The 24,321-nt window shown below is 66.8% G+C and carries 14 protein-coding genes; 9 read left to right on the top strand and 5 right to left on the bottom strand.

What is annotated here, in order from left to right; genetic code table 11:
• Positions 1-65: 65 nt before the first annotated feature.
• From CCC_RS02255 to CCC_RS02240, 4 genes are all read right to left on the bottom strand, one after another.
• A complete protein-coding gene (locus tag CCC_RS02255) occupies positions 66-2,435 on the bottom strand; it encodes a transglycosylase domain-containing protein (RefSeq protein WP_052472902.1) in 2,370 nt (789 codons plus the stop codon).
• Positions 2,432-8,218 carry an alpha-2-macroglobulin gene (locus CCC_RS02250; RefSeq protein ID WP_041039581.1) on the bottom strand — a complete coding sequence of 1,929 codons (5,787 nt, stop codon included), beginning with the start codon at positions 8,216-8,218 and terminating at the stop codon, positions 2,432-2,434. The genes CCC_RS02255 and CCC_RS02250 overlap by 4 nt, the downstream gene beginning before the upstream one ends.
• Complete coding sequence (locus tag CCC_RS02245; RefSeq protein ID WP_152619676.1) at positions 8,215-13,476, bottom strand: hypothetical protein; 5,262 nt, start codon at positions 13,474-13,476, stop codon at positions 8,215-8,217. The genes CCC_RS02250 and CCC_RS02245 overlap by 4 nt, the downstream gene beginning before the upstream one ends.
• A 207-nt stretch (positions 13,477-13,683) precedes the next feature.
• Positions 13,684-14,478, bottom strand: a complete 795-nt coding sequence (locus CCC_RS02240) for a TOBE domain-containing protein (RefSeq protein WP_041039577.1) — start codon at positions 14,476-14,478, stop codon at positions 13,684-13,686.
• Positions 14,479-14,716: 238 nt separating this feature from the next.
• Here CCC_RS02240 and CCC_RS02235 point away from each other — a divergent pair, with 238 nt between their 5' ends.
• The 4 genes from CCC_RS02235 to CCC_RS22050 are packed head-to-tail and all read left to right on the top strand — an operon-like array spanning position 14,717 to position 19,903.
• The gene (locus CCC_RS02235; protein WP_009869348.1) at positions 14,717-17,470 is read left to right on the top strand and encodes a molybdopterin-dependent oxidoreductase; all 2,754 of its coding nucleotides are present in this window, start codon (positions 14,717-14,719) and stop codon (positions 17,468-17,470) included.
• Complete coding sequence (gene fdhD, locus CCC_RS02230; RefSeq protein ID WP_009869349.1) at positions 17,467-18,303, top strand: formate dehydrogenase accessory sulfurtransferase FdhD; 837 nt, start codon at positions 17,467-17,469, stop codon at positions 18,301-18,303. Before CCC_RS02235 ends, fdhD begins: the two co-directional genes overlap by 4 nt.
• Positions 18,300-18,968, top strand: coding sequence for a 4Fe-4S dicluster domain-containing protein (locus tag CCC_RS02225; RefSeq protein WP_009869350.1), 669 nt, complete (start codon positions 18,300-18,302; stop codon positions 18,966-18,968). Before fdhD ends, CCC_RS02225 begins: the two co-directional genes overlap by 4 nt.
• Positions 18,965-19,903 (top strand): polysulfide reductase NrfD family protein, encoded by a 939-nt coding sequence (locus CCC_RS22050; RefSeq protein ID WP_152619675.1) that lies wholly within the window; start codon positions 18,965-18,967, stop codon positions 19,901-19,903. Before CCC_RS02225 ends, CCC_RS22050 begins: the two co-directional genes overlap by 4 nt.
• On the opposite strand, the gene CCC_RS02215 is transcribed toward CCC_RS22050, so the two are convergent.
• A complete protein-coding gene (locus CCC_RS02215) occupies positions 19,819-20,712 on the bottom strand; it encodes an EAL domain-containing protein (protein WP_009869352.1) in 894 nt (297 codons plus the stop codon). The two genes, CCC_RS22050 and CCC_RS02215, sit on opposite strands and share 85 nt — an antisense overlap.
• Before the next feature lie 192 nt (positions 20,713-20,904).
• Between CCC_RS02215 and cysE the strand changes: the two genes are divergently transcribed.
• Genes cysE through CCC_RS02190 form a run of 5 tightly spaced genes read left to right on the top strand, consistent with a single transcriptional unit; the run spans position 20,905 to position 24,314 of the window.
• Positions 20,905-21,774: a serine O-acetyltransferase gene (cysE, locus tag CCC_RS02210; RefSeq protein ID WP_041039575.1), complete on the top strand. Its 870-nt coding sequence runs from the start codon at positions 20,905-20,907 to the stop codon at positions 21,772-21,774.
• Positions 21,775-21,788: 14 nt separating this feature from the next.
• Positions 21,789-22,124 carry a DUF2325 domain-containing protein gene (locus CCC_RS02205; protein ID WP_009869354.1) on the top strand — a complete coding sequence of 112 codons (336 nt, stop codon included), beginning with the start codon at positions 21,789-21,791 and terminating at the stop codon, positions 22,122-22,124.
• 21 nt (positions 22,125-22,145) lie between these two features.
• Entirely contained in the window at positions 22,146-23,102 is a 957-nt protein-coding gene (locus CCC_RS02200) for a family 2A encapsulin nanocompartment shell protein (RefSeq protein WP_009869355.1), read from the top strand.
• Positions 23,099-24,094, top strand: a complete 996-nt coding sequence (locus CCC_RS02195) for a COG0520: Selenocysteine lyase (RefSeq protein WP_009869356.1) — start codon at positions 23,099-23,101, stop codon at positions 24,092-24,094. The genes CCC_RS02200 and CCC_RS02195 overlap by 4 nt, the downstream gene beginning before the upstream one ends.
• On the top strand, positions 24,084-24,314 hold the full coding sequence (locus CCC_RS02190; RefSeq protein WP_008615048.1) for a hypothetical protein: 231 nt from the start codon (positions 24,084-24,086) through the stop codon (positions 24,312-24,314). The genes CCC_RS02195 and CCC_RS02190 overlap by 11 nt, the downstream gene beginning before the upstream one ends.
• Positions 24,315-24,321: the final 7 nt, after the last annotated feature.

Raw genomic sequence — 24,321 nt, 5'->3', positions numbered from 1 at the left:
CACGCGCCAAGGCAACCGGCACCACCATGGCTCCAGAGATTGCCGGTTGATCGCCGCTCTGGCTCCTATTCCACCGAAATGGCCACCGGGGCCGATCTCTGGGTGCCGTCTTGGCTTGTCACTTGAAACACATGGGTTCCGGCGCTAAGCGGCCAGTGAACCGGATCATGCGCCCCCGCCTCGGCCCAAGGCCTGCCGTCCACCAGCCACACCACCGTGGTAACGCCGCGTCCGACCGTGGCGCGGAGATTGAGCATATCGGCCTCGGGCGGGGTTTCGGGATTGCGCGCCATGCGTAGGCCGTCGCGGGGCGCGATGACCCGCAATCCCGCCCCGGCATCCCGCGTCCCGACGGCACCCGGCCGCGCAGCCGTCGGCGCCCGGTCCGAGGGCCGGTCCAGGGGGCTGAGTTCCGTTGGCGGCGGCGCCAGGGCATTGGCGCTGCCCCAGGCGGCATGCTCGGGCGGAAAGGCGGCGAAGGTGCGCTCGACCACGTAATCCCCAGGCGTCCACGGCGCCGCCAGCAAACCGTTGCGCAAATCCACCTTCAGGAGCTGGAAGACATCATCCTCCTCAGGCGGACGGCCATCGGCGAACCATTCCACCAGGGTCTGGGAACACCGCCCCGCCGAGCGCAATCCCGTCCGGGCGCACAACTCCACCGGCCGGTAATTGGCGGGGGGCGGGAAAGCACGTTCTGCCAAGGAATCGGGCCGGGCCTCTCTCAGACCGACCAGGATTTCCTGGGCGAGCCGCGCCGAGGACTGCGCCCCGGTCATGGCCTGCATGGTGGTGCCCCGCGCCCGCCCGGTCCACACCCCCACCATGGTGTCGATGGTCCAGGTCACGGCCCAGGCATCGCGATAGCCCTGGGAGGTACCGGTCTTGATGGCGATGGGAATTCCGGCCTCGTTGGCGCCCAAACGGGGAAAAGTGGGCAGCCGTGCCGCCGGATCGGACAGGAACAAGGTGATCTGCCGCGCCGTCGCCGCCGCCAGAACCTGTCCCGGCGGGGAAACCTCCTGGCCGCGCCACCACGACAGATCCTTCAGCCTGCCGTCATCGGCAATGGCGCCATAGGCTCGGATCAACCGCTCCAGCGTGGTGGGCATGGCGCCCACCGCCAGCACCAGCCCATAGCGCGAGGCCGCCTGGGTATTGTCGTGCACCCCCAATGTGGAGAGAAACAGATGGGTCTCGTCCAGCCCCGCCTGGCGCAGCACCGAGACCGCCGGGACATTGCGCGAATTGGCCAGGGCCTGGCGCGGCAGCATGGGACCGAGATAGTCGTGGTCGGAATTGTCGATGCCCCACTGGGTCTCGGGCAGATCGGCCAGGATGGTATTGGCGGCGATGCGCCCGCGATCGAGCGCCAGGGCGTAGATGAGGGGTTTCAAGGCACTGCCGGGCGACCGGCTGACGGCGGTGAAATCGATGGCCCCGCCTTGGGGCGAGAAATACGATTCCGAGCCCAGCCAGGCGAGAACCTCGCGGCTGGAACGGTCCATGACCACCACCGCCACCTGCTCGGCCCCCCTGGCCCGCCAGTCGGGCATCAGACGCGAGGCGGCCTCCTGCACCCGGCGCTGGACTGCCAGATCCAAGGTGGTGAACACCAGAGGCGCCACCGGGGATGGCGAGGCGGCCAAGGCGCGCTGCAACCGCAGCACGGGATGAATCATCTCGGCCGGTCGACGGCCATGTCGCGGAACCACCAGATGTTCGATCTGGCTTTCGGCCAGGGCGAACTCCTCCGCCCCCATCAATCCGGCCTGATGCAGATGGGCCAGGATGCGATGGCCGCGCCGTACCGCGCGGGCCTTGCCCTCGGAGGTATAAGGGTTCATCCGGGCCGGGGCCTGGGGGATGGCCGACAGAAAGGCGATCTCGGCCCAGGACAGATCGTCCACCGGCTTGTCCAGATACCAGCGGGCGGCATGGGCGATGCCGTGGCTGCCATTGCCGAAAGGCACCAGGCGCAAATAGTGCCGCAAGACCTCTTCACGTCCATGACGGGCCACCATGATCATGGCGGTGGCCGCCTCCAGCAGCTTGCGCGGCAAGGTGCGCGGTCCCGGCATCTGCATGCGGGCCACCTGCATGGCGATGGTCGAGGCTCCGGAACGGCCCGCGCCCCTCAGACGCTCGGCCGCGGCCCTGACCGTGGCGACGGGGTCCACCCCCGGATGGGCGGTAAAACGGCGGTCCTCGATGGCAATGATGGCGGCGGCCACCCGTTCGGGAACGCGCTCCACCGGCCAGTAGCCATAGCCGGTGGCGTCGCTGCCGCCCGACTGGGCCAGGAAAGTCCCGTGGCGGTCCAGCAGGATGCGGGTCATGGCTGGCGCGGCAAGGTCGGCGCGCGGCCACAGGACCGCCAGGGTAAGGACCAGCCCTGCCGTAATTCCGAAGGCTGCGCGCCTCCCCCTGGTCATGGCCGCGCGATCACCACCAGCGCCCCGTTGCCATTGCCGTTCACCGTGTCGTCGTACATGGCGCGCGCCGCCGCTGCGGGCTGGATGAAGCGGCCGGGCACGGTGGCGCGGCTGCGCAGGCGGAAGTGATAGGTTCCCTTGGGCAGTTCGTCATAGAAGTAACTGACCTTGTCGTCCAGGAAGGCGGCATAGGACGGCGCCCGAGTCACCGCTTCCGACGGCTTGGCTTCTGGCGGAGCCGTTGCCAGGGCGGGGTTCAGCGGCTCCATTCCGGCAGCCAAAGGAACCACCACGGCGATATGGGCCCGGTCGGCGGAATTGACCACGGTGACGTGATCCTCGATCACCTCGCCCACCGCCAGAGCAATGGTGGTGGAATGGGTATCCAGGGCGATCCGCCGGGTCAGCCCGCCATCGCCCGCCACTATCCACACGTCACGATCCACGGCGAAGCCGCGCGCGGCGGATGCCTGGGCGCTGCCATCGGCCTCGGGCAGATAGCTGGTCCGCACCCATACCGCCAAGGGTTCCGGCGACGGAGCGCCCAGGCTGATCGTCGCCTCGCTAGCCTGAATGCTCTGGCGCACCGCCGGAACCGTATCGGACAGGGTCAGTTGCCGCCGTTCCGCCCCAAAGGCGATGGTGGCGGCGCTCTCGCCCGCTTTGGTCCCTCCCGCCTTGATCCAGTCGGCCAGGGCCAGCAGGGCTTCGGCATTGGCGTTGGTGCTGCCCCAGCCATCGCCCTTGCCCAGAGCCAGCAGGGCATCGGCCAGCATGCGGTTGCGCGGCTCGGTGGGCTGAACGGCCATGGAGGCCCGCAGAATCTGGGCCAGGGTCCGGGTTTCCGACGGCAGGATCAGCGGGCTCAGGCCTCCGTCTTCCTGCAAGCCGCCATAAACGTCCCGGCCCTTGTCCAGCTTGACCACCACATTGGACCACAGACGCTTTTGCATCTCGCCCAGGATCGAGACCGGGGTAGCGGGCGATTTGGCCAGGGCCCAGGCAACCTGGGCCAAGGCCTCGGCGCGCAGATTGGGTGCCTTGCGCGCCAGTTCGGCGGCATAGGTGGCATCCCCCTGCCCCGCCCCGGTCAGCGCCGCCAGCGCCCAGGACCGCTCCGACCAGGACTGGCCGTCGACGAAGTCGCGGTAGTCCGAGCGCAACGACTGTTTCAGCGCCACACTCAGCTTGTCGAGCAGGGATTGATCCACCGCCAACCCCGCCGCCTTGGCCTCGGTCATGAACTGCACCGCCCAGGCCGTCACCGCCACATAGCCGCGCCCGCCCGGCCAGTAGGATACCAGGCCATTATCGGCCACGGATTGGGCGATCCATTCCTGGGTCGCCCGCATACTGGCCTTGATCCGCTCCTCCGAACCATCGGGCCCCAGTAGGGCGCCGCCGAATTGGCGGGTGCCGATACCGGCGCGGGCCAGGCTGATCCGCTGTTCGGTGCAGCCAAAGGGATAGAGGAGCAGAGAGTCAAGACCACCAGCCAGCGCCACCAGTTCCTTACCTGCCACCACCACATCGCGTTCCAGCGTGCCGGGCCGCACCGCCTCGGTTACGGCGGGCACCACCACCGGAGCCTCGGCGCTCAGCCGGGTGATGGTGCGCTCGGCCACCTTTTCCCGGTCGGGCAGGACCGGCAGGCTAACCTGGAAGGCATCCTTGGCGCCGTCAGTGGCCCGGTCCACGCCCATGGTCACGTCCACATTGCCGCTGGCCCCCACCGGAACCTTCACCGGAAAGTCCAGGCGCTGGGAGACATTGGCCTGCCACTCGAAGCCGCGCTCGTCCGAGCCTGCCAGGTCAAGCCCCGACAGTTTGACCTTGGCCCGTCCGGGCCCGCCGCTTCCGTCCACCACCCGGCCGATGGCCGACAACTGGAAACTGTCGCCAGGGCGCACGAAGCGCGGCAGAGCAGGCTGCACCAGGACCGGCAGGCGAACCTGCATGTCGCCGGTGCCATATCCGAAGCGGGAGGGGCCGCTGACCGCTTTAGCCCGCAGCTTGAAGTTGGTGAGGGAATCGGGCAGGCGCACGGTGACGGTCACGGTCCCGCTTGGTCCCACCTTGAGAGACGGCTCGTAATAGGGAACCGGCGTGAAATTCTTGCGGACAGTGGCGCGCAGCAGGGGGGAACCGTCATCGCCCTCGTCGCCGCCCGGTTCCTCCTGCAAGGGCAGCAGGCCGAAGACCGAATTGCGGGTATCGCGCAATTTGGTTTTGCTGTCGCGCGGCACGATGAACTGGGGCAGCGGGTCCAGCCGGGCCTCCTTGGCCAGGGCCAATACCGCTTGATCGACCATCCACAAGGTGACCTCGCCCGCCAGAGGCTGGCCCAGATCGTCGGCCAGTTTCACCGTCAGATCCACATCCTGGCCGGGCTGAGCCTTGCGCGGCGCGGAAATCTCGACCTTGACCAGATTCTTGGCGGGCGTGACCGTGACCCATTGGGTGGCCGCCACGGTGGCGGGTTTGCGCAGATCGGCGTGGATACCGACCTGATCGTCGTCGCCCTTCAGACGCCCGCGCATCAGCACGAAATGCACCGGCAGGCGCGGCATGTATTCCGGCTTGATGGCCAGCGCCAAGGTGCCGTAGCCATTCTTGACCGTCACCCATTCATAGCGGTTATGGCCGTCGGGTTCTTCGATCACCGCCAGGGCCTGACCGTTCTGGAAGGGGCTTTGCAGCACCAGCTTGGCGGTCTCGCCGGGGGCATAGGCGGTCTTGTCGGGCGCCACCGAGAATACCTCGGCCGGTGGGCGCGACCATGTGGCCGGGCGCTCGCCACCGGCGAACAGGTCCACCTTGACGCTTTGCAGACGGCCCAGCCTGTCCTGGGACTCGACCTCGACCACATAGACCCCCGCCCCATTGATGGGGAAGGGAACCTTGAACGGCTCGGCGGCGCTGTTCACGGTGGTTTCCGCAACCTTCTCCTCGACGGTCTCGGTGACGTATTTGGCCGAACCCTGGGTGAAGTCGGTGGCCTGAAGAATGGAATTCCACTGGCGCTTGAGCAGCCGAACCGTCACTTTCTGACCGGCGATGGGCTTGCCCTGGCCGTCCTCGACCACCACCAGGGGCTCGAGCCGGTCGGTCTTTTCGATAAAGCGCGGCAGCTTCAATCCCAGCACGAAGGGCGGCAGCGCCAGCACTTCCTGGGTATTGGTGACGCTCTGGTCGTCGTCGCCCACCACCGTGGCCTCGACGATGTACTTCCGGGGCTGGGCGGTAGCCTCGATGGTGGGGTCGAGGACCAGCCGCGCGGCGCCCTGGGGATCGGTCTTGCCGTCACGCTCCAGGACGGGGCTGGAACGGAAGGGCTGATTGCCGGAAAAGCGCTGGTCGGCCGAAAACAGAAAACCCGGCCGCGCCTTGGGCGTCCAGGCGAACGGCACCTGCGTCACCCGCCAGCGCAAAGGCCTGTCGGCCACCACGCCACCGGCATAGTACTCGCTGGTCAAGCCCACGGGGAAAGCGGCGTCGAGGCCCACGGAGAGGGGGGCATGCAACTGCACCTCGAAGCGCGGCAGCCGATAGGCCTCTTTCTTGAACTTGGCCACATGGCAGATGCCGCCCCCCGACTCGGCGGCTAAATCCTCGTCCTCGGATTCGTCGCGGGGAGCTGGGGTCGTCTTATAGTCCAGGCTGACCTTGTAGATGCCGGTGGCGGCGGTCTTGGCGTCGAACTTGTGGTAGAAGCTGCCGAATTCGTTGATCGCCAGAGGATAACGCCACTCGGTGCCGTCGGGGGCGCGCACCACCAGGGTGCCGGGCTTGGCCGACAGGTCCAGCTTGCCGTCCTGGCCCTTGCGGACATAGCCCTTAATATGGACCGGCTCATCGGGCCGGTAGATGGGCCGTTCGGTGAAGATATGACACAAATCCCTGGGGAGTTCCTTGCGATCCGCCAGGGCGCGCGTCGTCCAGTTCAGCCAGTTTTCGTAATAGGCGGAGTCGCGCCAGCCTCCCTCGGCATAGAACCGGGGCGGGCGGGCGGGGTCGAGAACCAGGATATCGCCGTCCTTGGCGACGACGATGCGCCGGATCATGTCATCGACATTTCCGGGCGCCTCCCACGATACCGTGCCATCCGCGCCGGTGGTCAATTGGACAGGCAGGCTGTTGTTGTTCTGATTGCCTCGGCCCTCCAGACGGATAGAGGCCCCCGCCACCGGCTGCCCCGACGCCAGCGAAGTCACGGCGAAACGGACCCGGTCGACCTCGTCCACGGCGGTCAGGCTGAGATCGGTGACCTGCAGGCGCATCCAGTAGCGGCTGCTCTTGCTTTCAAGGCGGCGGATTCCGACCAGATAATGGCCCGGCTTGTCCGCCCCGGCGATCCGCGCCAGATGGGGACGCAAATTGAGGCCGAAACTGGTGGTCGCATTCCCCTTGCCGCCCGGAACCTGAACCAGTTCGGAGATGGAGGGAGAGCCGAAAGCCCGGATATGCTCGGCGATGATGTCATCGGAAACCGCATAGCTGGCGGTCCAGGGCTTGGGCTCCTCGCCCGGGGCCGGAGGGCGCCGGGTCTCGTCGATCAGCATGTTCTCGCGCGGGAAAGGCCACAGCGAGCGATCCAGCGGGTCGATGGGATGGATGCGCAGATCCATGTGTTCGACGCCGCGCGACTTCATGGGCACCATCTGCGGCCCGAACCGTTCGGCGATCCCCTCGCCCGCCATGAATTTGATGAAGCCCGGCTTGGCGGGAAAGGACAGATACAACTGATTGGCCGCCGCCAGATGCAGCAAGCGGCCCTTGGCATCGGACAGGGCCGAGGGTTCCAGGCGGACCTGATACAAGGTATCGGCCTCGAAGCGCCCCCGGATCACCAGCGTGTCGTTCACGGTCTCGAAGCGCAGCCCATCCACCTGGGGCGATAGGCGCACCAGATTGCGGCCTTCGACAGGACCGACGGGTTTGAGATTGCCCGAGAAGGTCAGGTGCACCGAGCGCTCGTCGGCGGGGCATTGCAGGGCGCGTTCCTTGGCATAGGACACACCTTCGGGCAGCGAGGGATAGCCGGAATCGCGGCAGCCGAACCGGGTGACATGGAAGGGTTGGGCGGTGGAAAAAGCGATGCGCTGCTCCTCATGGCCCGCCACCTGATCGGGGGCCAGCCGGAGATGAACCACCACCCGGTTTCCCGGACCGATGGGATGGTGGAGATTCAGCACATAGACCGCCGGATCGGCCGAGCGCAGCCGCTCTTGCACCTTGACGTCGAAATCGGCGGCGTCGAGGGTCCGGGCGCGATCGCCGCCAACCCCCGGCAATGGCCGGATTTCGATGGTCGCCAGACGGGCCAGGATGTCGGGCGCGATGGGCTCGCGGAACGACAAGGTGATGGCCTCGATGGGATCGAGGCCGCCTGCGCCCTCAGCGGGAATGCTCGCCACCGCCCCGGACATCAGGGTTACCAGATCGGTCCTGCGGCCCTGCACCGTCCAGGCGAAGCGCCCCATGGGCGGCCAGGCCACCGTCGGGCGGAATTGCAAGGTGCGGGAATCCATCCAGGTAAAGGCGCCGGGATGGGGCGGGTCCAGGGTGACGACGCGTTCGGGATGATCTTCCGCCCCGCCCTTGGCCGGGCCTGTATCGGCATCGAAGAACACGGTGACCGGGTCCCAGCTTCGCAGGAAATGTTCGGGCACCACCTGGGCGCCACCGGGACGGCGAAGCTGGTCGGCGGCCCATCCGGGCGCCGCCAGGAGGGCGACCAGAAGAGCCAGGGCCGCGAAGAGGCGGCGACGGAGGTTGGTCATGGCTTGCTGCCCTCTTCCTCGGTGGCCACCAGGGCCCAATAGGCCCGCTTCACATCCTCGGGCGGACCGTTATCGGGCCTCGCCAATCCCACCAGGGCCGGTTGGATTTCCACCGGCAAGGCATCAACGCGATTGGCCACCATCAGGAAGTAACGGCCTGCCGCCAGTTCCTTCATGGCCACATTGCCTTCGGCCAGGACGCCGCCCTTCGGGTCCAGCAGGGTTGCCCGCGCCGAATCAGACGAGCCCTTGATGCCGATGCCCACCGGCCCCGCCTGGACCACGTCAAAGGAAAACAGGCGGGCATCGCCCGGCGCCAGGCGCAGCCGGGGCCCCAGCCCCTCGCCCAGGGAAACGGGCTCGCTGCGGGCCAAGCGGACCGAACCCGCCAAGGGGCCACCGTGCAGCGACCGCAAGCCCACGACCGAAGCGCCTTCGGGCATGAAGACATGCAGACCCGCCGCCTCGGGCGACGCCGCCACCACGGGAGCGGCACCGGGTCGGCGCAGCCCCGTCACCACCGGCTCGGAACTGCGCAGATGCAAGAGAGTGGGCGACGCATTGTCGAATCGCCAGGACGCCTCGTCCCCGGCCAGCGCCACCGTTCCCGGAACGGAGGGCGCCGCCACGGATTCCGCGGCCCGAGGCCATGCCTCCTCGCCCGAGCCGTCCAGCCATACGGCCAGCGATCCCGGCCGATAACGCACCTCCAGAACCGCATCGTCGTCCACGGCAAGGCGCGTTCCGGTCCGCACCACCCCATCCTTCTGGATCAGACGGGCGCCATCGGCCTGCCCCGAGACCTGCACCACCAGCCCCTTGCCGCGCAGAGCCGGGGGAATCTCCAGTTCCAGCCTCAGACTTCCCGCGCTGGGCAGCCATCGCTTGACCAGCCCGCCCGGCTTCAACCGGTCATCGACAGTTCCGGCTTGGGATATCTGCACCCCGTAAAGCCCGACCTCGCCGCCGGTATTGAGCAGCAGCAAGCGATCGGCCGAACTGTCCACCGTCACGGAAAGTCCCTGCTCTGCCGACCACAGCGTCCGCGCCGCCTGCCCGTTCTCCATCAGCACGGCCACCACCTGGGGCGGCAAGGCCAGTTCGAGGCGCTTTCGCCCAACCGGCAGGGCATAGTCGCGTCCCGCGCCGCCAGCCACCTGTCCGTCGCCCAGCCCCCAGTCGAGACGGTCGCGGGTCATGGCGGCAAACGAGACCTGCCGCAGCAACAAGGGCAAGGCCGTGCCTTCACCATCCGCCCGCCACAGGCGGACCATGGCCCCCTTGACGGCGGCGGGATCGGTCAGCACCGCCACCGCGACGCCATCGCCCGCACCGCCGGTCCGGGCATCGCCCATGGCCTCGATCGGACCCAGCGCCACACCGGGTTGCCCCACCCGCGATTGGGCCAAAAGCAGCAGCGGCGCGGCCGCCTTGTCATCGAGCGGCCAGACGGCGGTTTCGCCATCATCCAAGGTGAGGGCCAGCGGCACCGAGGCATCGGGGGTGATTCGCCGGGCCGTCACCGTGAGCCCGGCCCCGGTTTCACCCACCAGCCACAGACGCGGGCTCCCCGCCATCACCACCTCAGCACCGCCGCGAAGGGCGTGATGGTCCGAAACGGATGCCCAAGTCAGACCGGGAATGCGCTGGCGGAACCGAAACAGGCCCGGCCGGTCCAGATGAATCTCCGCCGCCGCGACCGGCGGGTCCAGGCCGGGAATCCGAGCCAGGGTCAGACCATCGGCCAGGGCTTGCTCGGAACTGGCGGGCAAGGACACGGAGTGCACGGAAACGGTGATGGGCCGGGAGGCATGATCGAGCGACCACACCCGCAGCCGATAGGATTCCTTCGCCTCTCCCCCATGGGGCAGGGCCAGAACCGCGCGCCGCCCCGAGGCGCTTCCCACGCTGCGCCAGTCACCATTCGCATCCCTGCGTTCCAGCATCAGACCGGCACTGTCGCGCGACTGGGCCTGGGCGACCAGCAGGGATGAAGCCGGGCCAGGGTCCAACGGCAGGATATGCACCGCGCCGCCCACCAGATCCCGCTGGCCGGATGCCGTCATGGGCGGCTCCTCCACTTCGGCCAGGCCATCCAGTCTGACCGTGGTTTCGGCCGTATCGGTTCCCACCGGCTCCACCGCCAGGACATAGAATCCGGGCGACAGACGGTTGGCGATGTTGAAGTTCCAGTCATCGGGACGATCATCGGACCTGCCGATCTCGCGGCCACGGACATCGCGCAGCACCGCCCGCACATCCTTGTCGCCAAACGAGGACAGTTCCACCATCTGCTCGCGGCCAATGCTGATGGGGATGACGGCGGGGGCATGAACCACCACCTGCCGCCCCTCGGTCAGTTGCCGGATCTCGGACGCGACCGTGTAATCGACGCGGTTGTTGGGGCGGATGGTGCGGACTTTAAGACGGTAATCCCCCGCCGCCAGCGGTCCGGCAAAGGGCCTGCGATGATCGAAGGCGGCCACGGCGCCGCCGTCCGCCCGCTCCAGTTCCGCTTCCATGAAATCGCTGAGAACAAGCCGCAGATCGGCGGCGGCTGGCAGGGTGAAGGTCCAAAGATCGTCAATCCGCTCGCCCCCCTGGGCCGGTTCTTCCCAGCGATTGGCCGCGGACCCGCCCAGCGGCAGGACATGGGGGCCATGACCGGCCAGGGCCTGCTTTTCGCTTACCGGCTGGAACAGGCTGACCACCCTGGACGGCAAGGCCTGCGGCAAGACCACCACGCGATAGCGCCCGGCAGCCAGATTCCGCTCCAGATCGCCGGTCTGTTCCGGCGTGGTCAGAGGCCAGCCCTCGGAATCCTCCAGCCGGATGAGGGGACGGGCGCCCAGCGTCATCACCTGCAGGCGGTAGCGGCCGGGCTCGGTCACCTCGACCTCGTATTGCAACGCTTCTCCGGCATCGAGGCTGGCCCTGGCGGGCACGCCCGAGGTCAAATCCCCGCCCAGACGCAAGGGAGTGCTGGCCAGCGATACGCCGAGATGGCCCGCGGTGGAGCCCTTGGGCGCAATGGTCAGCTGGTAGCGGCCCTCGCGCAGATAGCGTTGCAGCAGAAAATTGCGGCCGATGCCGTTACTGGCGGCCGAGGCCAGCGACGGCAGCACCTGGGTGCGCAGATTGCCCTCGGTCTCCAGCAGACCGGTGGTCTCGACCCGATACAGGGCGGGCCGATCCACCTGGACGGTAAAGGTCGCCGATTGACGCGCCGCCAGATCAAGGAAACGCGGCTTTCCCGCCTCCAATACGGGGAAGACCGGCACCTTGGCCAGCATGCCGGCGGTAACTGGGGGCAAGACCGATGGCGGAGCCTCCGCCTGCGGCACGGTCAGGCGCAGGGACGCCCGCACCGGCGCCCGCGTCGGGTTGGAGAACGCCACGGAATGGAGCCCCGCCGTGACCTCCAGCCGATCCGCCGCTTCGGCGCCGGGCAGAGCCACCATCAATCGGCGCTCGTCCTCGCCGACCGCCTCGAGCAGACCGCCCTTGGGTATCGACAGGGGCAAGGTGACGGTCTCGCCCGCCCCCAGGGTCAGGGGCACTTCCCCACCCATATCCAGGGGCAATTTGCGGATCAGCGCCCCATTGCCCTGATGAAGGGATTGATTGAGGGTCAGGCGGTAGGTCTTGGCGCCATCCATCCGCACCGGCGCGAAGCTGGCCCCGGTGACCGGTGGGGCCATTTCCGAGGCTTGCGTCCCCTTGTCGCCCTTCACGGTCAATTCGAGGATTCCGCGCTGCTCGGGCCTGGGCGTCAGGGTGACGACATGCAGGCCGCGCTCAAGAGTCCAGACCCCGCCGCCGACACTCGGGCCCCTGACTTTCATATCCGGCGATCGGACATAGGGCGTGACGGCGATTTCGGCCTCGACCCCGCCCCCGGTGACGCCATAGCGGCCAGGCTCGGCGATATCCAGAAACAGGGTTACGGTATCGAGCAGATTGAAGCGGCGCTTCCAGGCGCTGTCGGAGCGAATGCGCAGGGCGGAACTGGCCACCACCTTCTCGCTGCCGTCACCGCCCAACTCGGTGAGGATGGCGCCAAGGTCGGCGTCATCCTCGCCGCTTCCCGGACGCAGCGCCGTCACCAGATAGTCGCCGGACCCATTGAAGCTGTAGCTGCGGCTGCTGGGATGATGCTGCAGCACATAGGAACTACCGGGTGCGCGCTCCACCGTCACCAGATGCCGGGCGGCGGTGTCGGTGATCCTGACCTCCGCCACGGGTTCGCGCAGGGTCTTGTCCAGAACGACATGATCGCCGGGTTGGGGTTGTCCGTCGGTATAGCGAACCACGTCGAGCGCGGCGGCGCCCGGTTCGGGCAATTCCAGCCGGAAGTAATTGACTTGCTTGGGCACCAGCCAGCGGTCCAGGCCGAAAGGGCCGGCAATCATCTGCCGACGGGCGGCCTCGGGCAGGGATGGAATGCCCCAGCGCAGATGCATGGGCGTGTCGGCGGACCCATCGCTCCAGACGGTTCCCGGACCGCCATAGGCGACCACGAGATAGAGGCCGGGATTGAGGTCGGCCACCAATCGGCGCAGCGCCAATGGCCGCCCCGGCACGGGCTCGACCATCTCGGCGACCGGTGCCGCGTCCACCAGCCACGTCCCATCCTTCCACAGGCGCAGATCGGCCAGATGACGCCCGGCGGCCTCCAGGAACACCTGGCGCCGCGCCGTCACCTCCAGCCAGTAGGACCGTTGCTGTATATCGCCCAACTGGGTCGAGAGAGTGTCGAGTTCCACCAGCCGAGGGGGCGTGGCGCCGTTCATTTCCTCGAAGGGCTTGACCTGCAATTCGGCTGGGGCCTCGACCTTTTGGGGTGAAGTCAACACCACCTTGTGGTCGCCGGGGCCGAGAAACTGATCGATGCGGCCATCGCGCTTGCCTGCCTGGCCGTCTTCGGCGCCGGGTCCGGCCATGCGGTCCACCAGTTGCACCGCGGAGCCATAGGGACTGACGGCGGATACGGCATATCGGCCGAACCGCGCCACCGTGAAGATCCGTTCCGATACAGACGTCCCCGGAGAAGGCGGCCGCGCCGCCGCTCCTTGGGCCTCGCGAATGGTGATGGAGGGATTCGGCTCTGCCTCCGGGCTTTGCGTCGGCGGAACATCCGCCCGCAATGATTGCGGAGGCGCTGGCCAATTGAAATAGGCGACAGCAATGGCGGCGGCGCAAACCATGACCAGCCCCCGGACAGCCCCAGACAAGCCGCAAGTCGCCCGCTTGGTCATGCCAACCCCCAATTCGCCGGTCAGGCGAATGCTACTATGCCCCCTTATGAATGCCAATCACCTGATCTGAAAAAATCCCGACCCGAACCGAAGACGCGCCCCGGCACCAAGCTCCGATGCGCGCGGCAATGGGCGCGAGAACGACAGGCGGCGGAAGCAGCCGCCCTGGCGCCTCGCCAGGCACGGCCCTCGCCCAGGTGAGGTGATCTATTCCACCGCCAGGATGACGTGAGAGGCCTTGAACAGCGCCCAAGCCTTGGCCCCTGCCCGCAGCCCCAATTCATCGGCCCCGTCGCGGGTGACCATGGCGGCCAGAACCTTGCCGCCGCCGATATCCAGGGTGATCTCGCTGCTGACCGGCCCGTCCTCGCGATGGGCTACAACGCCGGGAATGCGGTTGCGAGCAGATACGGCGGGCACGGCGTCGCCGGTGGCCAGCATGACGAAGGACGCCTTGACCAGGGCGGTCACCGCCTGGCCGGGAACGATGCCCAGATCGCGAAGGCTTTCCCCGGTGACGGTGGCGGCCAGGGTGACCGCGTCGGTGAGGTGAAGAATCACCTCGGCATTGACGCTGCCCTGGCGGATTTCGGCGACGGTACAGCGGAAGGCGTTGCGGGCGCTGGTCTTCATGCCGAGACTCCGAAGCAGGATGATGGGATCGATGGGCGCGCCCGCGTCGCCGAACAGGGCGGCGGCGCGCGACAACCGCTCCTCCAGCAGATGGAAGGCGGCGATCAAGGCCTTGCCGTCCTCGGTGACCACGGCGCCGCCGCCGTTGCGCCCGCCCGTCTGGGCCGCCACCGCAGGACGCGGCAGGAGATTGTTGACGGCATTGAGCGCGTCCCAGGCCGCCTTGTAGCTGAGCCCCACCGCCTGGGCCGCCCTGGTGATGCTGCCGTGGTTGTCCACGGCTTCCAGCAGGGCAATGCGGTCCCGCCCCACCGGAGAACGGCTGCCGCCCCTCAGCGCCAGAATGGCTTCCACTTTGCTCTCGCTCACGATGCCCCCTTCGTCATGTAGCCACACTATATTACGAAGGGTGGTGGGACGTCAGCCGAAAAAGCGAAGGCCCCGGCGCGTCACGCCAGATCAAAGCGTTCACCGTGGTGCGAAGACGGCACAGGAATTAACCACGCCGCTGCGCGTTATTACGCAAAAAATTTGACTCGCCAGTAAAAAATGCATTACGACGTTAAAAAATGCATAGCGCCAACGAGCGCCGGGAGGAGTTACAGCCATGCTGGACAGCGTTTCAGGCGGCAAGAAGACGGTTCCGACGTACTGCTACAACTGTGTCGCCGGTCCCGACCTAATGTGCGTCACGGTAGAAGACGGCGTGGCGACAGGCGTGACGCCGAATCATGACGGCATCGGCATCCACCCCGCCGACGGACGGCCCTGTGTCAAGGCCTATGGGCTGGTGCAGAAGACCTATAACCCCAACCGCATCCTCACCCCCATGAAGCGGACCAACCCCAAAAAAGGGCGGCACGAGGACCCCGGCTTCGTGGCGATTTCCTGGGATGAGGCGCTGGATCTGGTGGCGGAGAAGCTGCGCGGCTTGCGCGAAGCGGGGCTACTCAACGAGCAGGGCATGCCCCGTCTGGCCGCCACCTTCGGCCATGGCGGCACGCCAGCCAATTACATGGGCACCCTGCCCTGCCTGCTGGCCGCCTGGGGCCCCATCGATTTCAGCTTCGGTTCGGGCCAAGGCGTGAAATGCGTTCATTCCGAGCACCTCTACGGCGAATACTGGCACCGCGCCTTCACCGTGGCCGCCGACACGCCCAGCGCCAACTACATCGTCTCGTTCGGCACCAATGTGGAGGTGTCTGGCGGCCCCTGCGCCGTGCGCCGCCACGCCGACGCCCGCATTCGCGGCATCAAGCGGGTGCAGGTCGAGCCGCATCTGTCGCCCACCGGCGCCTGCTCAGCGGAATGGGTGCCCATTCGCCCCAAGACCGATCCCGCCTTCATGTTCGCCATGCTGAACGTGATGCTGCACGAGGCCCCGCGCGGCAAGCTGGACCTGGCCTTCCTGCGCGACCGCACCGCGTCGCCCTATCTGGTGGGCGACGACGGCTGGTATCTGCGCGACGAGGCGACGGGCAAGCCGCTGGTCTGGGACACGGTATCGGGGACCGCCGTTCCCCACGACCACGCGAACGCCGTTCCTGCCCTGGAAGGCGATTTCACCGTTCCCCGTTCCGTGGCGAAGCTCCCCGACGGCGAGACGGCGATCCACCAGAACGCCAAGGCCCGGACGGCCTTCCAGATGCTGGTCGAGGGCATGGCCGCCTACACGCCGGAATGGGCCGAGAGCGTCTGCGACGTGCCCGCCGCCACCATGCGCCGGGTCGCCACCGAGTTTCTGGACAACGCCTGTGTCGGGCAGACGGTGGAGGTCAACGGCAAGACCCTGCCCTACCGCCCCGTTGCGGTGACTCTGGGCAAGACGGTGAACAACGGCTGGGGCGCCTATGAATGCTGCTGGGCGCGCACCGTGCTGGCCACCCTGGTGGGCGCCCTGGAGGTACCGGGCGGCACGCTGGGCACCACGGTACGCCTCAACCGTCCCTATGAGAACCGCCTGAAAAGCGTCAAGCCGGGCGAGGACGGCTTCATGACCGCCCAGATGAACTCGACCAGGAAGGGCGGTTGGGCCGACAAGCCCAAGGGCCGCAACGCCCACACCACCTTGATCCCCATCGTCGGCGATTCCAGCTGGGCCCAGGCCTTGGGTCCCACCCATCTGGCGTGGATGTTCCTCAAGGACTCGCCCGAGGGCTTCGAGCCGCCTCTGCCCCCCGACGTGTGGATCGCCTATCGCACCAATCCGGCGGTGTCGTTCTGGGACACGGCGCAGTTATCGGACAACATGGCCAAAATGCCCTTCGTGATGTGCTTCGCCTATACCATGGACGAGACCAACCACATGGCCGACGTCCTGCTGCCCGAGGCCACCGATCTGGAAAGCACCCAGCTGATCCGGGCGGGCGGCTCCAAATTCGTGGAACAGCATTGGGCGCATCAGGGCTTCGTGTTGCGCCAGCCTGCGGTGGCGCCCCAGGGCGAGGCCCGCGACTTCACCTGGATCACCGGCGAACTGGCGCGGCGCACCGGGCTTCTGGCCGAATACAACCGTGCCATCAACAAGGGATTCGCCCTGGTGCCGCTGAAGGGCGAGGGCTACGACGTCACCTTGCCCGAAGATCAGGTCCACGACGTGGACACCATCTGGGACAGGGTCTGCCGCGCCGCCACGGCGGGGGCCACCAAGGGCGAAGAGGTGCACGGCCTGGACTGGATGAAGGAGCATGGTTTCTTCATGCAGCCCTTCGCCCGCGAGGACTGGTACCTCCATCCCGCCATGGAAGAGCAGAAGCTGCGTTACGAACTGCCCTATCAGGAACGCCTGATGCGGGTCGGCGAGGAACTGCGCCGCCGCCTGCACGAGGCCGGGATCTTCTGGTGGGACGAGCAGTTGGAGGAATATCAAGGAATTCCCCACTGGCACGACGTTCCCGGCCGTTGGGTCAAAGCGGTGGAGCGGGCGGGCGCCCATCCCGACGACTTCCCCTTCTGGGGCATCACCACCAAGACCATGCCCTATACCACGGGCAACAATGCGGGTATCCCGCTCATGAACGAGGTGGCGGGCAATCTGCGCGGCCACGGCTCGGTGATCATCAACGCCTCATCGGCCAAACGGCTGGGGATCAAGCAGGGCGACTGGGTCGAGGTCTCCTCGGTGGTGGGACGAACACGCGGCCGCGCCGCCCTGGTCCAGGGCTGCCGCCCCGACACGGTGGTCATCCCCGGCCAGTTCCAGCACTGGAAGACCCCATTCGCCAAGGATCTTAACTTTCCGTCGCTGAACACCATCACCCAGATGTCGCTGGAACTCACCGACGCCACCGGCTCGGGCGCCGATCTGGTGCGGGTGGCCATCGCCAAGGTGGACGGCCCCCTGGCAGGAGACGCCCCATGAGCGCCCATTTCGCGCGTACCGCCCACGGGCCAGCGGTGGAGAGCGTCAGGGTGGAGCGCTGGCGCAATGGTGAAAGCGTCGCCGACCATGATGCCGCCGCCGCCGAGGTTCCTGTCTGCCTGGAATTCAATGGCCTGTCCCATGCGGTGATGCTGGCCTCGCCCACCGATCTGGAGGATTTCGCCTTAGGGTTCAGCCTGACCGAGGGCATCATCGACCGGCCCGGCGACCTGCTGGACATGGAGGAGGAGACCTCCTGCGAGGGAATCGTGCTTCGACTCACCGTGGCCGCCGCCTCGTTCCACCGCCTGAAGCAGGTCCGCCGCAATATGGCTGGCCGCACCGGCTGCGGCCTGTGCGGCGCGGAAAGCCTGAGCCAGGTGTTCCGCCCCATCGCGCCGCTCAAGGGCGGAGGCGCCATTTCCGCCCCCGCCCTGCATGCCGCCTTCCGGGATCTGAGCGCCAGCCAGCCCTTGATGCGCCTGACCGGGGCGACTCACGCCGCGGGCTGGGCGCTGCCCGATGGCGCGCTGGCCCTGATCCGCGAGGATGTGGGCCGTCACAATGCGTTGGACAAGCTGATCGGCGCCATGGCGCGCGAAGGGATCGATCCGGCCAAGGGCGCCGCCATGGTCACCAGCCGCGCCAGCTACGAGATGGTGCAGAAATCCGCCGCCGCCGGTATCGCCATCCTGGCCGCCATCAGCGCCCCCACCGCCCTGGCCATCCGCATGGCCGACAGCCTGAACCTGACCCTGGTCGGCTTTGCCCGTGGCGGCGGCCATGTGCTCTATGCCGGGACCGGGCGCATCCTGGCCGGAGATCCGTCATGACCCGCTACATCATGGTGGCCGATCTGCGCCGCTGCGTCGGCTGCCAGACCTGCACGGCGTCGTGCAAGGAGACCAACGGCACGCCGCCCGGCGTTCAGTGGCGCCGCGTTCTGGACCTGGAGGCGGGAGAGTATCCCGAGGTCAGCCGGGTCTTCCTGCCCACCGGCTGCCAGCATTGCGACGAACCGCCCTGCATGGAGGTCTGCCCCTCCACCGCCACGGGCAAGCGCGCCGACGGGCTGGTGACCATCGACTACGACATCTGCATCGGCTGCGGCTACTGCGCCATCTCGTGCCCCTACGAGGCCCGCTACAAGGTGGATAAGGCCGATTTCGCCTATGGCCCGTCCTCCGTGGCCTCGGAACGGGCGCGCTTCGATCCCGCCAAGATCGGCGTGGCCACCAAATGCACCTTCTGCATCGACCGCATCGATGCGGGCACCAGGGCGGGCATGACACCCGGCCGCGACCCGCAAGCCACTCCGGCCTGCGTCAATTCCTGTCTGTCGGGGGCGCTTCGCTTCGGCGACCTCCACGACCCGGACAGTGCCGTCTCGAAGCTGGTGGCCGAGAACCAGTGGTTCCGCATGCACGAGGACGAGGGAACCGGACCAGGCTTCTATTATCTCTGGGACTCCAGATCGGTCATTGGGGAGGCGTTATGAGACAATTCGCGACGGCCAAACGCCAGGGCTTCTGGGATCTGCGGGCGGCGGGCAATTTCATCGGCGGCGGCACCGGAAGCGGCCTTCTCCTGGTCGGCAGCGCGGCCAGCTTGGCCGGGCTTGATGCGACCCTTCCCCTTCTGGCGGGCGCGGCCTTCGTCATGGCCGGGCTTTCCCTGGTCTGGCTGGAGATCGGCAAGCCCTGGCGGGCGCTGAACGTCTTCTTCCATCCCCAGACATCGTGGATGACGCGTGAAGGCATTCTGGCCGGGCCGCTGGCTCTTTGCACATTGGGCTTCGTCGTCACCGGTCATTCTGCGCTGCTGTTTCCGATCCTGGTGCTGGCTGGCGGCTTTCTCTTCTGTCAGGCCCGCATCTTGAAGGCCTCGCGCGGCATTCCCGCCTGGAAGCAGCCGGAAATCGTCGGGTTCATCATCGCCACCGGGCTGGCGGAAGGTACGGGGGCGTTTCTGCTTCTGGGCAATTCCACCACCCTCTGGCTCGTCACCGCCGCAGCCGCAGGTCTGGCGCGTGAAGGAGCCTGGCGGACCTATCGTCAGGGATTGATTCGCAGCAAGGCCCCTGCGGGAACCCTGGACTGCCTGGCGTCCCCCCCCCGCCAGGGTCCTGCGCTCCGTGCAACTGGCGGGACTGGCCATGATCCTGGCGGGACTTGCAGGCGCCGAGTTCATGGCGATCATGGGCGGCATTCTGGCTGCGGTCTCAGGCTGGGGACTCAAGGCACTGCTGGTGACCGGGGCCGCCTTCACCCGAGGCCCCCGCATCACGCATACGCCCGTGCGCGGCCGCGGCATCAGCCGGACGGTCGAAGCTTGATACGGGTGACTGATCAAGAGCCCGGTGGATACAGGTCGGCGGTTCCAGTCACGGCCGAGGTGGGGCGGTGCTGCAGCCGGTCGACCGGCCGGGCGTAGAGATAGCCCTGCAGCATGTCCACCCCGGCATTCACAGCCAAGGAATGCTGGGCCACCGTCTCGATTCCCTCGCAAACCGCGCGGGCGCCCAGGTCGTGGATGATTTCCACCAGTTTGGGCAGGATCTTGCGGGCACGGGGGTTACCGGTGGATTGGACGATCAGGCTGCGGTCGAGCTTGACGATATCGGGCGACAGACGCCACAGCCGGTCGAAATTGGAATTGCGGCATCCGAAATCGTCGATGGCGATGCCAAAGCCCCGCCGCTGATAGGCGGCGATGGCCTCGATCAGGCGGTCGAAATCATTGATGCGCGATTCCAGGATTTCCAGCACCACCTGGCCCGGCCTCAGGCCGCAATGGCCGAGCAGAGCCTCGAAGAACGTGCCGTGGGTCCCGCCTCGGACGTTGAGGAGATGACGTCCATCGACGTTAAGGTAAAGAACGGCGTCCGGCTCGGCCTGGGCGGCGAAATTGATGGCGTGGATGGTGCGGCACAGACGGTCGAAATGGACGATCCGCTCTGGAGACTTGGGTGTACGGAACGCCTGTTCGGGTGACAGGGAGCGCTGCCGGTCGTCTTCGACACGCAGCAATGCCTCGTGGGCCACCGCCCGCATGGAATCGGCCTGGAACAGGGGCTGGAACGCGGATCGCAGGCTGAGATTTCCATAGCGTCCGACGGCGCCGGAATCCTCGAAATGCACGCAATGCTCGAGAAGCGGGGAGTCGCCGCCCTGTTCCTCGAATTGGGCGATCAGTTGCTCGAATTGGATCGCCGAACCGTCCTTGTTCGTCACGAAGCTCATTCCGGTCGCTCCCCTGGCAGAGCGGTACTCCGAAAACGGGTACCGGACGGATATCCTCGCCTAGCATTATCTATTTTCCTAGTAGATAAATTACATATAGAGGCGCATAGCGCGCTTGCGATATTTTCCTATTGATCTAGTAGATTTATGATGTAATTGTTCTGGCGAGATGTAGCGAGGGGGACAGAAAACATGACACAGCCGACCCCGGGGCGCTTGACGCTGATCATCAACCAGGATCGCGAGTCCGCCGATTTCGCCGACGGCCTGTGGGCCGAACTGCGCCACGAAGCGGAAGAGGCCCTGGCCCGCACCCCCGTGCTGAGACGGCTTTTCATCGATTCCATCCTGGAACAGCCCAGTTTCGAGTCCGCGGTCTTCCATCGCATCTCGCAGCGCCTGAAGAACGAAGTGGTGACCCTGCCGCTGCTGACCGAGACCTTTGCCCGCTCCGTCACGGCCGACCGCTCCATCGCCCAGGCGCTCAGGGCCGACATCGCCGCCGTTCTGGACCGCGACCCGGCCACCCAGCGGTTCATCGAGCCATTCCTGTACTTCAAGGGTTTCCACGCGGTGCAGACCCATCGCCTCGCCCATTGGCTGTGGAACAGGGGCGAGCGTGACTTCGCGCTCTATCTGCAAAGCCGCTCCTCCGACGTGTTCCAGACCGACATCCATCCGGCCGCCCGCTTCGGCCAGGGCGTCTTCCTCGACCATGCCACCGGCTTGGTGGTCGGCGAGACCGCCGTGGTGGAAGACGACGTATCGTTGCTCCAGAACGTCACCCTGGGCGGCACCGGCAAGGAAAGCGGCGACCGCCACCCCAAGGTCCGCCAGGGTGCCATCATCGGGGCCGGGGCCAAGATTCTGGGCAATATCGAGATCGGGGCGCATTCGCGCATCGCCGCCGGATCGGTGGTGCTGAAGGCGGTCGAGCCCCACTCCACCGTGGCCGGAATTCCGGCCCGCATCATCCGCACCACCAACGACCCCGAAACCCTGCGCACCAAGGAAGAGATCCTGAAGGCGCTGTCCTACGAATCGTTCGACTACTCCATCTGAGAGGAGCCTCCCGCATGTCCTCCCAAGCCACGGATACCTTCGATCTCTCCGGCCGCCTGATCCTCTACGTGGGCGGCCGCCACCAGCACGTCGCCCATCTGCGCCGCCTGGTGGAGGAGCGCGGCGGCGGCTTCGTCCACCACGATGGAGGCGTCGAGCAGAGCATGACCAAGCTGGCCAACCACCTGGAGCGCGCTGACGCCGTGCTGTTCCCGGTGGGCTGCGTCAGCCATCAGGCGCAAAGCAAGGTCAAGGACCTGTGCCGCCGCTTCGAGAAGCCGTTCAAGCCGCTGCGCAGCACCGGCATCGGCGCCATCACCCAGGCGCTGGAATCCCTGACCACCAACTAGACATTTCATGGAGACGACTGAATGTCCGAGGATACCGAGATTCGCCGCACCCTGAACGAGCAGGCGGCCCGTCAGCTCGCAAATGCCACCAAAACCCGCGCCCAATGGTCGGGCATCACGCCGCGCTGGCTGGTGTCCTTCCTGCCCTGGACGCCGGTGGAGGCTGGCATCTACCGCCTGAACCGGGTCAAGGAAAGCGGCGCCGAAGCCTCCGCCGACGTCAAGTGCAGCCCGCGCAACGACGCTGACCTGCCGGAAAGCTTCGTGCCCTACGAAGAGAACCCGCGCGAATACTCGCTGAACGCGGTGACCACCGTTCTCGACGTTCAGACCCGCGTCTCCGATCTTTATTCCCACCCCATCGACCAGATTCAGGAGCAGCTGCGCCTGTTGATCGAAAAGGTGAAGGAGAAGCAGGAGTTCGAGCTGATCAACAACGCCGAATACGGCTTGCTGACCAATGCCGCCAAGTCCCAGCGCATCAAGACCCGCAAGGGCGCCCCCACCCCCGACGATCTCGACGAACTGATCTCCAAGGTGTGGAAGGAGCCGTCCTTCTTCCTGGCCCATCCCAAGGCCATCGCGGCGTTCGGTCGCGAATGCACCAAGCGCGGCGTGCCGCCGCCCACCGTCAATCTGTTCGGCACCCCCTTTCTGACCTGGCGTGGCCTGCCCTTGGTGCCCAGCGATAAGCTGACCATCTCGGCTGAGGGCAAGAAGGGCGGCGGCAGGACCAATATCTTGCTGGTCCGTACCGGCGAAAAGAAGCAGGGCGTGGTCGGCCTGTTCCAGCCAGGCGTGCCGGGCGAAGTGTCGCCGTCACTGTCGGTACGCTTCATGGGCATCAACCGCAAGGCCATCGCGTCCTACCTGATCTCGCTGTATTGCTCGGCCGCCGTGCTGACCGAGGATGCGCTGGCGGTTCTGGAAGACGTCGAGGTCGATCACTACTTCGATTACGACAAGAAGTTCGCATGACCCAGCCGCTCTCTCTCGAGCTGCCGACCTCTCCCTCCCCGGCGGCGCTGCCCGCCGGGGAATGGGAGGAGCCGCAAGCGGGCTTTGCTGGCGCACCCGATGCCCGGCTGATCGCCCAGATGGCCAACGCCCTGTTCGCCGCCCAGCCGGGTCAGTCGCTGCCCTCCATCGGCGTGGCACCGCCATCGGTGCCCGTGATCGAGGCAGCCCCCACCGGGGGATTCGTGCCGCCGGGCGTTCCCGCGCCCCCTTCGGTGGGCAACGTCACGCCGGTGCCGCAGATGCCCCAAATCGGGCCTTTGGCTGCCGCGCCCGCAGCACCGCCCGGCAATCCCGCCGCCTTCCCTCCGACCGTCTTTCCCGGTGAAGGCGATCTGCGCAGTCTGCCCAATCTGCTGGGCAGCATCATCGCCCTGGTACCACCCGATCACGGGGCCGGTCACGGGGCCGATCCTTCGGTGCCGGGTGGCTCGCCCGAGATTCCCGATGCCTCGATCCCCAACCTGCCGTCCGTGCCCACGGGTGCGCCCCAGGCCCGGCCGGACGACGGCTATTCCTTTTTAGACGATACGCGGCCTGCCACTGACATCGCTCCGGTGCAAAGCAGTCTGAACCAGCCGATTCCCGCCCTGCCCCAGGCCGCGCCGTCGCCCGGCCCGTTCACCCTGCCCGCCTCGGTGCCCTCGGCACCGCTCTATTTCGTCGATGAGGCCCAGGGCGTGTCCAGCCGGGCCGAGCCGGTAGCGCCCGCGCCCGCGCCCGCTTCCATACCGCAATCCAGCCTCGGCATCGAGTTGCGCCCGGACTTGGTCCCCGACCTTCGGGGCACCAGCGCCCATGGCGGCGCCTTTGATGCCCATTCGGTCAAACGCGACTTTCCCATTCTCCAAGAACAGGTTCACGGCAAGCCGCTGATCTGGCTGGACAATGCCGCCACCACCCAGAAGCCGCGCCAGGTCATCGAGCGCCTGAGCCGCTTTGATGCGCAATAAGGATGACGAATACGTTCAGTTCCATGCCAAGCAAGGGCTGGTGCTGTGGATGATCGCGGTCCTTTCCATGTTCGTCCTGGAAATTCCCGGCATCGGAAAGTGGTTCTTCGGCTTCTCGTCCATGCTGGTTCTCGTGCTGTCGGTGGCCGGGCTGGCCTCGGTGGCGTTCCGCCGCGCCTGGAAGCTGCCGCTGGTCGGATATATCGCCGACCGTATCTGAGACTGCT

It is taken from the genome of Paramagnetospirillum magnetotacticum MS-1, assembly GCF_000829825.1.
Taxonomy (GTDB): domain Bacteria; phylum Pseudomonadota; class Alphaproteobacteria; order Rhodospirillales; family Magnetospirillaceae; genus Phaeospirillum; species Phaeospirillum magnetotacticum.
Note: the sequence above shows the minus strand (reverse complement) of the source record. Positions and strands in the feature narration are given on the sequence as shown.